Origin of the sequence: Microbacterium paraoxydans (assembly GCF_900105335.1) — a bacterium.
GTDB classification, from domain to species: domain Bacteria; phylum Actinomycetota; class Actinomycetes; order Actinomycetales; family Microbacteriaceae; genus Microbacterium; species Microbacterium paraoxydans.
This window is the reverse complement of sequence record NZ_LT629770.1, coordinates 1,503,423-1,517,514: the sequence shown is the minus strand read 5'-3', so window position 1 is coordinate 1,517,514 and position 14,092 is coordinate 1,503,423. Positions and strand designations below refer to the sequence as shown.

Below are 14,092 nucleotides of genomic sequence, written 5' to 3'. Positions count from 1 at the left end.
GGCTCAGAACGGCGGGATGTCGCGGTCGGGCCGACGGGTGTTGTTGCGTGCCCTGATGTCGCCCAGCGCCGCGCGCAGTGTCTTCGAGCGGTCGTCGACCACCTGCTCGTAGCCGAGTCGGGCGGCCTCGGACCGCCGCTGCGCGGCCTGCGTCACCGGCCGCACCTCGCCCGCGAGGCTGAGCTCGCCGACGGCGGCGACCGTGCGCGGAACCGAGATCATCTGGATGGACCCGGCGACGGCGATCGCGATGGCCAGATCGGCGGCGGGCTCCGTGAAGCGCACCCCGCCGACCGTGGACACGTAGACGTCGAGGCTGCCGGTGGGTACCCCCGCCCGGCGTTCGAGGATCGCCAGCACCATGGCCACCCGCGAGGAGTCGAGGCCGTGCACGATGCGCCGGGGGTTCGGGGCGTTGCTCGGCACGGTGAGCGCCTGCACCTCGACGGGGAGGGCGCGACGACCCTCGAGGGAGATGGCCACGCAGGTCCCCGGCTCGGAGGCGCCCTGCGACAGGAACAGGCCGGAGGGGTCGGGCACCTCGGCGATGCCGTCTCCGGTCATCTCGAAGCAGCCGACCTCGTCGGTGGGGCCGAAGCGGTTCTTCAGCGCGCGGATGAAGCGCAGCGAGGTCTGCCGGTCGCCCTCGAAGTGGCACACGACGTCGACGAGGTGCTCCAGCACCCGAGGCCCCGCCACCTGGCCGTCTTTCGTCACGTGCCCGACGATGACGATCGGCAGATCGCGCTCCTTCGCCACCCGGATCAGGGTCGCGGCGACCTCCCGCACCTGGCTGGGCTGACCGGCAGCGCCGTCGGTGAGGGACGACGACACGGTCTGCACGGAGTCGACGATGACGAGCTGCGGCTGCACCTCGTCGATGTGGCCGAGGATGGTGGCGAGGTCGGTCTCGCTCGCGAGGTAGAGCTCATCGTGCAGAGCGCCCGTCCGCTCCGCCCGCAGGCGCACCTGGGCCGGCGACTCCTCGGCGCTCGCGTAGAGCACCCGACGCCCGCTCCGCGCGGCCTGCGCGGCGACTTCGAGCAGCAGGGTCGACTTGCCCACGCCCGGTTCTCCGCTGAGGAGGATCGCGGCACCCGGCACGATGCCGCCGCCGAGCACCCGGTCGAACTCGCCGACGCCGCTCGTGCGTCGCGGCGCATCCTGCGTCGTGATCTGCGTGATCGGTCGCGCCGCGCGGTCGGCGGTCGGAGCGAGCGCGTTCACGCGACGGAGGATGCCGGTCTGCGCGGCCTGCTCCTGGACCGTGCCCCACTGCTGGCACTCCCCGCAGCGACCGACCCACTTCGCCGTCGTCCACCCGCACTCGGTGCAGACGTACGCGGGGGGAGCGGGTTTCCGGGTGGCCATGCCCTCAGGCTATCGGCGGCATCAGACATCCCTATCGACCAGGCGATTATTCACGGCCCGGTTCCCCCGACGGCCACCGGCCCCGGCCGATAATTGAGACATGTCCAACGGCGGGTCCGTCTGCGGGCCGATCTCCAGCTACTCCCGGGTGCGCATCCTGCACCTCCTCTTCGAGGCCGGGCACTCCGGTGCCTCCGGAGAACTCGCGATCGGCGATCTGTGCGAGGCCACCGGCCTCCACCCGAACACCGTGCGGGAGCACCTGCAGCGGCTCATCGAGGGCGGCTACGTCATCCCGACCGTTGAGCACCGCACCACCCGGGGGCGCCCGCGCACGCTGTACCGCGCGGCCACGGGGGCCCCGGACGCCTCCAGCCCGGTCGCACGGAACAAGGCCAAGGCCGCCGCCCGTCGCGGCGACCTCCTCCGCAGCGTCCTGCCCGGCACCGGGACCACCCTGGGGAAGGACGCCACCTACCAGCTCGACGCGCTCGTCGAGCACCTGGAGGAGAGCGGCTTCGAGCCGGTCGTGGACGATCGCGGTCTGACCGTCGATCTGAGTCCGTGCCCGCACGCGGCCGGCCGGCCGGAGGACCGCCCGATGCTGTGCCAGGTGCACCTCGGGCTGATGCAGGGCATCCTTGCAGAAGCGGGGGGTCCGCTCGAAGCCGAGTGCGTGCGCGAGGCCGCGCTGCCCTCCGAATGCACCGTGCAGCTGCGCGACACCGCCGCGCAGGCGTCGAACAGAACGGGAGTCGCTCATGGAATGGCTTGATCCGCTCGCCCTGGCCCGATGGCAGTTCGGCCTGACGACCGTCTACCACTACCTCTTCGTCCCGCTGACGATCGGCATGGCGCTCGTCGCCGCGATCTTCCAGACGGCGTGGGTGCGTACCGGCAAGGTGCAGTACCTTCACCTCACCCGCTTCTTCGGCAAGATCTTCCTCATCAACTTCGCGATGGGCGTCGTCACCGGCATCGTGCAGGAGTTCCAGTTCGGCATGAACTGGTCGGACTACTCCCGCTTCGTCGGCGACGTCTTCGGCGCCCCGCTCGCCTTCGAGGGCCTGCTGGCGTTCTTCTTCGAGGCGACCTTCATCGGCCTCTGGATCTTCGGCTGGGACAAGCTCCCGCAGAAGATCCACCTGGCCACCATCTGGTGCGTCTCGATCGGCAGCATCCTGTCGGCGTACTTCATCATCGCCGCCAACGCGTTCATGCAGAACCCGGTCGGCTACACCTACAACGAGGTGACCAACCGCGCCGAGCTCACCGACTTCTGGGCGCTGCTGACCAACCCCGTCGCCCTCGCCGCGTTCCCGCACACCATCTTCGGCGCGCTCATGTTCGCCGCCGGTGTCGTCATCTCGGTGTCCGCCTGGCACCTGGCGCGCGGGCAGCACTTCGACACGATGCGCATCTCGCTGAAGTTCGGCCTCTGGGCGATGATCTTCTCCACCGCGGGCGTCGTGCTCACCGGCGACCAGCTGGGCCTCGCGATGTACGCCGCGCAGCCGATGAAGATGGCCGCCGCCGAGGCGACGTTCAACACCGTCTGCGGCGCCGACGCCTCCTTCAGCATCTTCACGCTGGGCACGCCGGACGGCAGCTCGGAGCTGTTCTCGATCCGGGTGCCGTACCTGCTGTCGCTGCTGTCGACCCACACGCTCGACGCCTGTGTGCACGGCATCAACGACCTGAACGCCGAGTACGCCCAGACCTATGCGAGCACCGGTCTCACCGACTTCGCCCCCGTCCTGTGGATCACCTACTGGTCGTTCCGCTGGATGATCGGCCTCGGTATGGCCGCCGCCCTCGTCGCCGTCGCCGGCCTCTGGGTCACCCGCAAGAAGGCCACCAAGCCGGTCGCGCCGTGGATGTGGAAGGTCGCGATCTGGTCGTTCCCGCTCGCGCTCGCCGCCAACATCATGGGCTGGGTGTTCACCGAGATGGGTCGACAGCCCTGGATCGTGTTCGGTCTGATGTCCACCCGCGACGGCGTCTCGCCCGGCGTGAGCGGACTCGAGGTTCTGATCTCGCTGATCGCCTTCACCGCGATCTACGCCGCGCTGGCCGTGGTCGAGGTCCGGCTGATCGTCAAGGCCGCCCAGAAGGGGCCGGACACCGACGAACAGCCCCATGAGGAGACGGCTCAGCTGCCGTCGGTCGTGTACTGAGAGGAACGAGCATCATGGATCTCGCAACGATCTGGTTCTGGGTGGTCGCCTTCCTGTTCGTCGGCTACTTCGTCCTCGACGGGTTCGACTTCGGTGTGGGCATGTCGCTGCCGTTCCTCGGCAAGAACGACGTGTCCCGCCGGCAGGTCATCAACACGATCGGCCCCGTGTGGGACCTCAACGAGACGTGGGTCATCGTGGCCGGAGCCTCGCTGTTCGCCTCGTTCCCCGAGTGGTACGCCACGCTGTTCAGCGGGTTCTACCTGCCGCTGCTGCTCATCCTGCTCGCGCTCATCCTCCGCGGCGTCTCTTTCGAGTACCGCCATCAGCGGGAGAGTCGCAAGTGGAAGCAGGGCTTCGACCGGATGATCGTGATCGGGTCGGTCGTCCCGGCACTGCTCTGGGGCGTCGCCTTCGGGAACATCGTGCAGGGGGTGGCGATCGATGAGAACCACATCTACGTCGGCGGCTTCTTCTCGCTGCTCAACCCGTATGCGCTGCTGGTCGGCGTGACGACCCTGCTGCTCTTCTTCCTGCACGGCGTGCTGTTCGTCGCGCTGAAGACGGACGGCCAGGTGCACGAGGACGCGCAGAAGCTCGCGAAGAAGGCCGCCATCCCGACGATCCTCGTCGCCGCCGCGACGGTGATCTGGACGGTCGCGATCGCGATGGGCCGCGAGGCTCCGCTGCTCTGGCTCGTCATCGGAGCCGGTGCGCTCGCAGCGGTCAGCCTGATCGCGGCGGTCGGCTTCTCGCTGGTCCGCCGCGAGGGGTGGGCGTTCTTCTCCGGCATGCTCACGGTCATGTTCGCCGTCGTCATGCTGTTCTCCGCCCTGTTCCCGTTCGTCATGCCGTCGACCATCGATCCGGCGTACAGCCTCACGATCGCCAACGCGTCCAGCACTCCGTATACGCTGCAGATCATGAGCTGGACCGCGCTGATCGCCCTTCCGCTGGTCATCGCGTACCAGACCTGGACCTACTGGGTGTTCCGCAAGCGCGTCACCCGCCGGTCGATCGAGGGGGCTCCGGCGCACGCGTGAAACCCGTCGATCCGAGGCTGCTCCGATACGCGGCCGCCGCCCGGGGGTTCCTCCTGGCGTCGGCCGCGATCGGCGTCTTCCAGACCGCGGTGACGATCGCCTTCGCGTGGCTGCTCACCGAGGCGGTCGTGGGGGCCATCGCGGGGCGCGACGTCACCACGACCCTGGTCTGGCTGCTCGGGACCGCCCTCGTGCGGGGTCTGCTCATCGCGGCCTCCGACGCCGCGGGCACGCAGGCCGCCGCCCGCACCGGGATGCAGCTGCGCGCGGCGCTCGTCGCGGCCGTCGGACGCCTCGGCCCGGGGTGGCTCGCCCAGCGCAACCAGACGCAGATCGCCGTCACCGCCGGTCACGGCCTGGAAGCCCTCGACGCATACTTCGCGCGGTACATCCCGCAGCTCGTGCTCACCGTCATCGCGACGCCGGTGCTCGTCGCGGTCATGTGGTGGCAGGACTGGCCGAGCGGGCTCACCGCCGTCATCACCCTGCCGCTCATCCCGCTTTTCCTCATCCTCATCGGGATCGCGACCCGCACGGTGCAGAGGAAGCAGTGGCAGACGCTGCAGCACCTCGCCGCCCGCTTCGCCGACACGGTGCAGGGGCTGTCGACGCTGCGGCTGTTCGGCCGGGACCGTCGGGCAGCCGACCGCATCGAGGTGACCGCCGACGAGTACCGCCGCGAGACCATGAAGGTGCTGCGGTTCTCGTTCCTCTCCGGGTTCGCGATGGAGCTGCTGTCGTCACTCGCGGTCGCGCTCATCGCGGTCGCGGTCGGGTTCCGGCTGCTGTCGGGCGACCTGAGTCTGGAGGTCGGTCTCTTCGTGCTGCTGCTCGCCCCGGAGGCCTTCCTCCCCATCCGTCAGGTGGGCGTGCAGTTCCACGCGGCGGCCGAAGGCGTCGCGGCCACGGAAGACGTGTTCGACGTGCTGGATGCGGCGCGCGACCGGGACCGGGGCGGCGTGCGCCCGCACGACCTCGGCACGGATGCACGACCGAACCCCGTGGACTCGTCCGGCAGCCGTGGCCAGGTCGTGCGGACGGAACGGCGGGGACTCGTGGTCGAGGGACTCCGCGTGCGAGACCTGCCGCCGGTGTCGTTCGTCGCGGAGCCGGGGACGGTGACCCTGATCGAGGGGCCGAGCGGCTCCGGGAAGTCGAGTCTGCTCGCCGCTCTCCGCGGGGCGGTGGACTCCACGGGCTCCGCGACCTGGGGCGGACGGGACGTCGCCGAACTCGCGCCGTCCGACTGGCTCGCCTGGGCCGGGCAGACGCCGGGGCTGATGCGGGGCACGGTCGCGGAGAACGTCGCCCTCGGCGATGGGTCTCCCGACCTCGCCCGTGTGCGCCGGGCGCTCGACGCCGCGTGCGCCGAGGGCGTCGAGGCCGACCGCGTGCTGGGCGTGCAGGGCGCAGGGCTGTCGGGAGGACAGGCGCAGCGCGTCGCGGTGGCCAGAGCGCTGTACCGCCACGACGCAATGCCGGAGCGGCTGCTCGCGCTCGATGAGCCCTCCAGCGCCCTCGACGCCGACACCGAGGAGCGGCTGTGGCGGTCGCTGCGCACGCGGGCGGATGCCGGCGCGACCGTCCTGCTCGTCTCGCACCGCCGCTCGGCCAGGGACATCGCCGACCGGATCGTGGCGCTGGGGGTGAGCGCATGAATGAGACGACCCGCAGCGACCGGGTCCGGGAGGTGCTCCGGCTCGCACAGCCGACGTTCCGCCGCTTCCTCCCCGGGCTGATCTGGGGCGTGCTGTCGGCCGCCGCCGCCGTGAGCCTGCTCGCGGTGAGCGGCTGGCTGATCGTGAGCGCGTCGATCGTCGACTCCCTCGTGCCGCTGTCCATCGCGGTCGTCGGAGTGCGGTTCTTCGCCGTGACCCGAGCCGTCACGCGGTACCTCGAGCGGCTGAGCGGTCACGACGCCGCGCTGCGGCAGCTCGCGACGACCCGGTCCGAGATGGTGCGCCGCCTCATCCCGCTCTCGCCGGCGGGGCTCGGCGCGACGGACCGGGGCCAGGTGCTCGCGGCCCTCGTCGATGACGTGGAGAATCTGCAGAACCTCCCGCTCCGGGTCGTGCAGCCGCTCGCCGTCTCGGGCGTCGTCGCCGTGGGGGCCGTCGGCTTCCTCGCCTTCGTCTCGCCGCCCGCCGCGCTCACCCTCGCCGTCTGCCTCCTCGTCGCCGCGCTCGCCGCCGTCGGGCTGGGCTGGATCTTCGGCTCCCGTGCGGAGGCCGCGGTGTCGGCGCGTCGGGCCGAGGTGTCCGCGGCCCTCGTCGACTACTTCGGCAGCCTCGACGTGCTGCTCGCGTTCGGAGCGGAGGCGCAGGCCCGAGAGCGGATCCGCGTCGCGGATGCCGCCCTGCGTCGGGTCGTCGGTCGGGCGTCGTTGGCGCAGGCCGTCGCCGCCGGCGTCGTCTCGCTGATGGCCGGCGCCGCCTCGGTGTGGGCGCTGGCGGTGGCAGCCCCAGGCCTCGCCACCGGGGCCATCGACGCCCCGTGGCTCGCGGTGGCGGTGCTCGTGCCGATGGTCGTGTTCGAGGTGTTCGGCGCCGTGCCCATCGCGGCGGCCTCGTGGCGGAGCGTCCGCGCGAGCGCGGAGCGCATCGTGGACGTGCTGCCCGAACGGATGCCGCCGGAGCTGCGGACCGACGCGGGGGAGGATGTCGAGGTCGACGGCGTCCCCGCGCTCACGCTGCGGGGAGCCACGGCGCACTGGCCCGGAGGAGCGCCGGCGCTGACCGGCGTCGACCTCGACCTCGCGCCCGGCGAGCGGGTGCTCGTCTCCGGGGCGAGCGGGGCGGGCAAGAGCTCGCTGGCGGCCGCGCTCGTGGGCTTCCTCCGTGTGGACGGCGAGTACCGGGTCGGCGATCTCGAGGCGGCGTCGCTGTCCGGGCCGTCCCTGCGCCGCGTCGTCGGTCTGTGCGAGCAGCAGCCGCAGCTCTTCGACGAGGACGTGCGGCAGAACCTCCTCTTCGCCAGGGACACGGCCACCGACGAGGAGCTCCTCGCCGTGCTCGACCGCGTGGGACTCGCGGCGTGGGTGCGCGAGCGCGGGGGGCTCGATGCGCGGGTGGGTGACCGCGGTGCGCTGGTGTCCGGCGGTCAGGCGCAGCGGATCGCCCTGGCTCGCGCGCTGCTCCGCGGCTTCCCGGTGCTCGTGCTGGACGAGCCGACGGCGGGCGTCGACCCCGAGGCCTCGGACGCTCTGCTGCGCGACCTGCTGCAGGCGACGGGGGAGCAGTCGGTGCTGCTCATCTCGCACGTGGCGCCGCCCGCGGGGACGGTCGACCGGGTCGTGCGGATCGAGGGCGGCCGGACGGTCTGAGCCTCAGCCGACGAGGTTCATGTCGGCGGGCGGCTCCATCACGATGCCCTGCGCCTCGAACGCGCGACGGCGCTCCTCGATCCGGCGGTGCATCTCGACCTGCGCCTCGTCCACCAGACGCGGGTCGAGGTCGACCGTCGGCGGATGCGGGTCGCCGTGGTGCGCGGCGATGTACGCGTCGAGCTCGGGGCCGCTGGTCCAGGAGGTGATGAGCGCGTACCGGGGACCTGTGCCGCGATGCCACACGGCATGCCAGAAGCGCTGCGTGTCGACGATGATCCGGGAGCCGGCGCGCAGCGGCAGCCGCACCTCCGTGGCCGGGTCGAACCGGTCGGAGCGGAGGATGAGCATCGAGTCGGTGTCATCGGTGAGGTTGTAGTACCCGCGGACCACCCAGCCCGTGCCCGGCTCGTTGAGGCGGTTGTTGTCGTCCTGGTGCAGGTTGTAGATCGCGTCGGCGTAGTCGTTCGGCTGGAGTTCGATGACCCGGCAGCGGCCGACGCCGGCGCCCGGGGCCAGGGCGCGGCGCTGCAGGGTCGGGGCGATCGCGACCTGCGAGGGAATCCAGACGCCGTCCTTGTCGGTGCGCGGTGGCGTGTGGTTCCAGAAGCCGTTGCAGTCGATCTCGCCGGCGTAGCTCGTCAGGGGTGCGAAGCGGGTGATGCCGGAGGAGCGCCAGCCGACGTACTCGAGGTCCTGCCACTCGGACGGGTCCATCGGGGTGGTCTCGTCGTCGAGGACCACATACCCGGTCTCGGCGAGTGCCGCAGACGTGATGAATCCCATGCTGCTTGCATCCTTCCCGTCGTTCTGCCCCCGGAGGCGGCGGGTTCTTAGGCAATCCTAATCCCGACCTCCCCTCGCCGCCCCACCCCCTTGCGTGTGTCCCACCCCTTCCGCCCGCGCGCAGAGGGGTGGCTCGGCCGGAAGGGGGTGGGTCGGCGAGGGATATCCTGAGGCCATGACGCAGCCCCAGGGTGCCCTTCTCGTGGGCAGTGTGAACTTCGACGACGCCGAGACCACGATGCGCACCGCTGCGGAGCTGCTCGGCGACCGGTTGCGTCGCATCCCGGACGGCGAGGTGGGCAAACGGTTCCACTGGATCATGTTCCAGCCCGACGTCATCGGCCAGGCGGACGGCATCGAGCGGATCGGCGACGAGCCCATCCCGTTCCCCGCCGGCATCGACGCCCGGGGCCTGCGGATCGCCGAGGGCGTGGACCCGGCGACGATCGCACTGCCTCCGCTGGGGTACGCCTCCGCGGCGATCGAGTCGTACGGGCTCTTCGCCCGGCTGCGTGAGGAGGGGGCGGTGCCGGCGGGCACCCGGTTCCAGGTGTCGCTGCCCACCCCGCTCGCCGTCATCTCCTCGTTCTTCCACGGCGACGACCGGGCCGCGATCGAACCCGTGTACACCGCCGCGATGCTCCGCGAGCTCGACGAGATCCTCGCCGCGATCCCGCACGACGACCTCGCCGTGCAGTGGGACGTCGCGAGCGAGATGGGCATCATCGAGGGTGCCTCCGGGTACGGGGCCGTCATGGAGGCGTGGTGGCCCGGCGACCCGTTCGACGGCCTCGTCTCGCGTCTGGCCGCCCTCGTCGACGCGGTCCCGGACGACGTCGAGGTGGGCGTGCACCTCTGCTACGGCGACGCGGGGGAGAAGCACTTCTTCGAGCCGACCGACGCCGGCTCCCTCGTCCGCTACGCCAACGCCGTCATCGCCGCGGCCCACCGTCCGCTCACCTGGCTGCACCTTCCCGTGCCGATCGGCCACGATGACGAGGCCTACTTCGCCCCGCTCGCCGCGCTCACCCCGGTCGAGGAGCTCTACCTCGGCCTCGTGCACCGGGAGGACGGCGCGGAGGGTGCCCGTCGCCGGATCGCCGCCGCCGTCCCGTTCGCGCCGGAGTTCGGCGTCGCCACGGAGTGCGGCATCGGGCGCGCCCCCGCCGGGTCCACGGAGGGCATCCTCCGCGCCCACGCCGAGGTCGCCGCCGCCTGGTGACCGGCCGATTCGCGCGCTCGGCCCCGGTGTCGTAAACTGATCCGCGGTGACGTGTCCGAGCGGCCGAAGGTGCAACTCTCGAAAAGTTGTGTAGGGTAACCCCCTACCGTGGGTTCAAATCCCACCGTCACCGCCACCACGAAGGCCCCGACTCCCGTTGTAACGACGGAGATGCGGGGCCTTCGTCATGTCCGGGATCCCGAGCGTGATAACGTAGATGTCGTTCACGGGCCTATGGCGCAGTTGGTAGCGCGCCTCGTTCGCATCGAGGAGGTCAGGGGTTCGAATCCCCTTAGGTCCACAGGAACAGAACGAAAGAACCTCGCCCCGCAGCCTCGCGGGGCGAGGTTCTTTCGTTGGGGCACGCGACCGATCCGATCGCCGCGACGAGACCGCTCGGCAGCGGCCGGGGGTTCGATGCGGTGCCCCTAGGCTGAGGACATGGACGCGACGCCCAGCGAATCCGGCTCGACCCTGCACACGCATGCCGTCGACAGCCAGCGCCGTGCCGCAGCCCTCGGTGAGGGGAATCGGGTGCTGTCCCGCACGCAGAAGGTGTACGTGGCGCTTCGGGACGACATCGTCCGCACGCGGCTCGCGCCGGGCGAGGTCGTCATCGAACCCGAGCTGGCCGCGCGGTTCGGGGTGTCGAAGACGCCGGTGCGGGAGGCACTGCAGATCCTCGTCGTCGAAGGGCTCGTCGTCGCGCTCCCTCGTCGCGGTTACGTCGTCCGCCCGCTGGGTATCAGCGAGGTGCGCGAGGTGCTCGACCTGCGGTTGATCATCGAACCGCCGATGGCGGCAGGGGCGACGCGCTACGGCAACGAGGCCTTCGTCGAGGAGCTCAGCTCGATCCTGGACGCGCAGCGCAGCGGCTCCGGTACGGCGGAGCTGACCGATGCGGCCCGCGCGTTCCACGAGTGCATCCTCGGCGCGGCACGCAACGCTCGGGCGAAGACGCTCATGAGCGGACTGTTCGACGAGACGACGCGGAGTCATCACCTGATCCCGGCGATCGATGCACGCATCCACTCGGACGTCGAGAACAACGGGCACCAGCAGGTGCTCGAAGCGATCCGCACCGGCGATCCGCGGGCGGCCGAGGAGGCCATGCGCCGACACCTCGTCGAGCTGCGGGAGTTCGTCCTCCAGGCGTTCCTCGAAGCCTGACCCACCCTGGCCTCGTCCTCGTGGCGTCATGAGCACTTGAGATATATCTGAGGTATATGCCTATTGTGCACAAGATATTCGGGAGCTATGGTGGTGCCGACACCGCGGTCGGCTCTTCGACCTCGATGGGAGTTGCCGAGAGGATCCAGGTTTGTTGCGACGTCGCATCCGCACCTTCACCGAGCTGTTGAGCTTCGCTCCGCCCGCGCTCCCCACCGAGGCGACGCGCGTGGCTGAAGCCCGCAGCCTCGACGACCTCCGACGGCTCGCGAAGCGACGCGTTCCCGGATTCGTCTTCGATTACGTCGAGGGTGCCGCGGTGACCGAGCAGGCTGCGCGCGACAACGTGTCGGCCTTCGCCCGCCGGAGATTCGTGCCATCCGTCACCGAGAGCGCAGCGGGAGCGTCGCTCGCCACCCGGCTGCTGGGACGCGAGCACGCGATGCCCATCGGCATTGCCCCGATCGGCCTCACCGCCCTCATGCGTGCGGCCGGCGAGACCGACGGTGTGCGTGCGGCTGCGAACCGCAACGTGCCCTTCGTGCTCTCCACGATGGGCACGCGGAGCATCGAGCACGTCGCTGACGCCGCCCCCGATGCGCGCCGCTGGTTCCAGCTGTACTTGCGGCGCGATCGCGCCGCGTCGCTCGCCCTCATCGAGCGGGCCGCCGTGGCAGGGTTCGACACGCTCGTGCTGACCGTCGACACTCGGGTCCCGGGGCAGCGCTACCGCGACGACCGCAATCGACTTTCGATGCCGCCGCGTCTGACGCTGCGCACTGCCGCGCAGTCTGCACTCCACCCGGCGTGGTCGCTCGACCTTCTGGCGCACGACGCACCGGCCATGGCGAACTTCGGCCCGCGGTCTGGAAGCGTCACCGACGTGGTGAGCAGCATGTTCGATCCCGCGCTGTCCTTGGACGACGTGCGCTGGCTGCGGACACACTGGAACGGGCCGATCGTGGTGAAGGGCGTCCTGTCCGCCACCGACGCCGAGCGCTTCATCGACGCCGGCGCGGACGCCATCTGGCTCTCCAACCACGGTGGGCGCCAGCTCGACCGTGCGATCGCGCCGATCGAGGTCGTGGGCGCCGTGCGGGCCGCCCTCGGCGACGACGTCCCCATCGTGCTCGACTCCGGTATCCGCAGTGGGCTCGACGTCGTGGCCGCGATCGCCGCGGGGGCCGACTTCGTCTTCCTCGGCCGGGGATACATGTACGGCCTCATGGCGGGCGGCCGGGTGGGGGTCGAGAGGGCGCTCGACCTGGTGGCGAACGAGACCCTGTCGACGATGCAGCTCCTCGGCGTGCGCACGACCGCCGAGCTGCGCGGCCGGGGGACCGCGGTCCTCGCGCTCACCGGATAGCCACGACCACGCCAGCACTTTTCAATGACGAAAGGACACCCCATGGCCAACGAACAGCAGCGCACTATGACCCCGCAGGCGAGGCGCGCGATCGCCGCAGCCTACTTCGGCACCCTCATCGAGTGGTACGACTACGCCCTCTACGGCGCCGCCGCGGGCCTCGTGATCGGCCCGCTCTTCTTCCCGGACGTCATCCCGGCCTCCGCCTCGATGCTCGCCTTCGCGACCTTCGCCGTCGGCTTCGTCGTGCGGCCGCTCGGCGGCCTCCTCATCTCCCACCTCGGTGACCGGGTCGGCCGGAAGCCCGCGATGATCCTGACCATCGTGCTCATGGGGATCGCGACCGTGGGCATCGGGGTCCTCCCGACCGCCGAGGCGATCGGGTTGGCCGCGCCGATCCTGCTCATCCTGTTCCGCTTCATCCAGGGCTTCGGTGCCGGAGCGGAACTCGCCGGTGCCCTCACGCTCGTCGCGGAGTACGCACCCGAACCGCGCCGGGGACGGGTGATCGGACTGGTCACCTCGGGCGCACCTGGCGGAGCATTCCTCGCGACGTTGGCCTTCACGCTCGCGTCGATGCTTCCCGGCGACGTGCTGCTCGGCTGGGCCTGGCGCATCCCGTTCCTGGTCTCCGCCGTCCTCTTCGTCCTCGCGCTGTGGATCCGTCGCCGCCTCGAGGAGACGCCTGAGTACCGGGACGCCGTGGCGAACGCCGAGCACGCCGCGACGAAGGTGCCCCTGGCAGAGCTCTTCCGCCGCAGTCCCCGCGAACTCATCCTCGGCTTCTTCAGTGTGTGCGGTCACAACGTGACGAACTATGTGCTCAGCGCTTTCGCCCTCAGCTACCTCACGCTGACGGTCGGGATGCCCCGGGTCGAGGCGCTGACCGCGGTCCTGGTCTCTTCACTGCTCACCGCCTTCGCTCCCGTCCTCGGCGGGGTCGCGGTCGATCGCTTCGGGGCCAAGCGCGTGGTCGTATTCGGCTCCGTCGCCGGGATCGCCCTCACGTACCCGGTCTTCCTCTCGCTGCAGTCCGGCGACCCGGTGCTGGCCGCTCTCGGGATGACGGCGCTCGGCGTCGTTGCCGTGGGCGCGACCGCGGCCTCCACGGGGACCTTCCTCACGAACCTCTTCCCGACCCGGTACCGCTTCACCGGCGTCGCGACGGCCCGGGAGCTCAACGGCGCCCTGGTCGCCGGCCCGACTCCCCTCATCGCCACCGCTCTCGTCGCGGCCGCCGGGGGAGGACTCTGGCTCGTGGTGCTGTTCGTGATCGGCGCCTGCCTGGTGTCCCTGCTGGCCGTCGTCGCGACGCCGAAGCGCATCGGGGACCTGCAGCCCGAGGACCTCTCCGGTGCCTCTCGGTTCGCGCCGACCGGAAGCGCGTCAGAGTGAGGGGAACGGGCGACACGCCCGGGAATCGGCGGTGATTTGCCCGATGCCCGGAACCCACGTAAGTTATTACCTGTTCGCCCCAAACGGTTGAGCGGAGGTCCTCGGACCGGCTCCCGTCAAGCATCGAACACCTCCCGAATCCCACACACTCACTGAGTGAACAGGATGAAGGATGCTGATCCGTTCCCACGGTCAGGCCGAAGAAACTCGGACTTGACAACGGAAACGAGATCGGTAAGA

11 protein-coding genes and 2 tRNA genes are annotated in these 14,092 nt (G+C 70.6%); 11 read left to right on the top strand and 2 right to left on the bottom strand.

Annotation, left to right across the window (positions count from 1 at the left end):
* Positions 1-3: 3 nt before the first annotated feature.
* Positions 4-1,371, bottom strand: a complete 1,368-nt coding sequence (gene radA, locus BLU02_RS07680; RefSeq protein WP_060922496.1) for a DNA repair protein RadA — start codon at positions 1,369-1,371, stop codon at positions 4-6.
* Positions 1,372-1,471: 100 nt separating this feature from the next.
* On the opposite strand from radA, the gene BLU02_RS07675 reads away from it, so the two are divergent.
* From BLU02_RS07675 to cydC, 5 genes are read left to right on the top strand one after another with little or no spacing between them, the layout of a single operon-like run.
* The gene (locus BLU02_RS07675; protein ID WP_060922497.1) at positions 1,472-2,146 is read left to right on the top strand and encodes a helix-turn-helix transcriptional regulator; all 675 of its coding nucleotides are present in this window, start codon (positions 1,472-1,474) and stop codon (positions 2,144-2,146) included.
* Positions 2,133-3,548, top strand: a complete 1,416-nt coding sequence (locus tag BLU02_RS07670; protein WP_060922498.1) for a cytochrome ubiquinol oxidase subunit I — start codon at positions 2,133-2,135, stop codon at positions 3,546-3,548. Before BLU02_RS07675 ends, BLU02_RS07670 begins: the two co-directional genes overlap by 14 nt.
* A 14-nt stretch (positions 3,549-3,562) precedes the next feature.
* Positions 3,563-4,591 (top strand): cytochrome d ubiquinol oxidase subunit II, encoded by a 1,029-nt coding sequence (cydB, locus tag BLU02_RS07665; RefSeq protein ID WP_060922499.1) that lies wholly within the window; start codon positions 3,563-3,565, stop codon positions 4,589-4,591.
* Positions 4,588-6,249, top strand: coding sequence for a thiol reductant ABC exporter subunit CydD (gene cydD / locus BLU02_RS07660; protein WP_060922500.1), 1,662 nt, complete (start codon positions 4,588-4,590; stop codon positions 6,247-6,249). The genes cydB and cydD overlap by 4 nt, the downstream gene beginning before the upstream one ends.
* On the top strand, positions 6,246-7,913 hold the full coding sequence (cydC, locus tag BLU02_RS07655) for a thiol reductant ABC exporter subunit CydC (RefSeq protein WP_083370925.1): 1,668 nt from the start codon (positions 6,246-6,248) through the stop codon (positions 7,911-7,913). Before cydD ends, cydC begins: the two co-directional genes overlap by 4 nt.
* Positions 7,914-7,916: 3 nt before the next feature.
* On the opposite strand, the gene BLU02_RS07650 is transcribed toward cydC, so the two are convergent.
* Entirely contained in the window at positions 7,917-8,699 is a 783-nt protein-coding gene (locus BLU02_RS07650) for a hypothetical protein (protein WP_060923423.1), read from the bottom strand.
* 175 nt (positions 8,700-8,874) lie between these two features.
* Here BLU02_RS07650 and BLU02_RS07645 point away from each other — a divergent pair, with 175 nt between their 5' ends.
* From BLU02_RS07645 to BLU02_RS07620, 6 genes are all read left to right on the top strand, one after another.
* Positions 8,875-9,921, top strand: a complete 1,047-nt coding sequence (locus BLU02_RS07645) for a hypothetical protein (RefSeq protein WP_060923424.1) — start codon at positions 8,875-8,877, stop codon at positions 9,919-9,921.
* A gap of 45 nt (positions 9,922-9,966) precedes the next feature.
* A tRNA-Ser gene (locus BLU02_RS07640) sits at positions 9,967-10,057 on the top strand.
* A 92-nt stretch (positions 10,058-10,149) separates the two neighbouring features.
* A tRNA-Ala gene (locus BLU02_RS07635) sits at positions 10,150-10,222 on the top strand.
* A gap of 140 nt (positions 10,223-10,362) precedes the next feature.
* Complete coding sequence (locus BLU02_RS07630) at positions 10,363-11,091, top strand: GntR family transcriptional regulator (protein ID WP_060923425.1); 729 nt, start codon at positions 10,363-10,365, stop codon at positions 11,089-11,091.
* A gap of 151 nt (positions 11,092-11,242) precedes the next feature.
* The gene (locus tag BLU02_RS07625; protein WP_060923426.1) at positions 11,243-12,457 is read left to right on the top strand and encodes an alpha-hydroxy acid oxidase; all 1,215 of its coding nucleotides are present in this window, start codon (positions 11,243-11,245) and stop codon (positions 12,455-12,457) included.
* Positions 12,458-12,499: 42 nt separating this feature from the next.
* Positions 12,500-13,852 carry an MFS transporter gene (locus BLU02_RS07620; protein ID WP_231919658.1) on the top strand — a complete coding sequence of 451 codons (1,353 nt, stop codon included), beginning with the start codon at positions 12,500-12,502 and terminating at the stop codon, positions 13,850-13,852.
* Positions 13,853-14,092 lie beyond the last annotated feature (240 nt).

Excerpts from the sequence above, each read along its gene's own strand:
- radA (WP_060922496.1), bottom strand. The coding sequence starts at position 1,371 with ATGGCCACCCGGAAACCCGCTCCCCCCGCGTACGTCTGCACCGAGTGC.
- BLU02_RS07675 (WP_060922497.1), top strand. The coding sequence starts at position 1,472 with ATGTCCAACGGCGGGTCCGTCTGCGGGCCGATCTCCAGCTACTCCCGG.
- BLU02_RS07670 (WP_060922498.1), top strand. The coding sequence starts at position 2,133 with ATGGAATGGCTTGATCCGCTCGCCCTGGCCCGATGGCAGTTCGGCCTG.
- cydB (WP_060922499.1), top strand. The coding sequence starts at position 3,563 with ATGGATCTCGCAACGATCTGGTTCTGGGTGGTCGCCTTCCTGTTCGTC.
- cydC (WP_083370925.1), top strand. The coding sequence starts at position 6,246 with ATGAATGAGACGACCCGCAGCGACCGGGTCCGGGAGGTGCTCCGGCTC.
- BLU02_RS07650 (WP_060923423.1), bottom strand. The coding sequence starts at position 8,699 with ATGGGATTCATCACGTCTGCGGCACTCGCCGAGACCGGGTATGTGGTC.
- BLU02_RS07645 (WP_060923424.1), top strand. The coding sequence starts at position 8,875 with ATGACGCAGCCCCAGGGTGCCCTTCTCGTGGGCAGTGTGAACTTCGAC.
- BLU02_RS07630 (WP_060923425.1), top strand. The coding sequence starts at position 10,363 with ATGGACGCGACGCCCAGCGAATCCGGCTCGACCCTGCACACGCATGCC.
- BLU02_RS07620 (WP_231919658.1), top strand. The coding sequence starts at position 12,500 with ATGGCCAACGAACAGCAGCGCACTATGACCCCGCAGGCGAGGCGCGCG.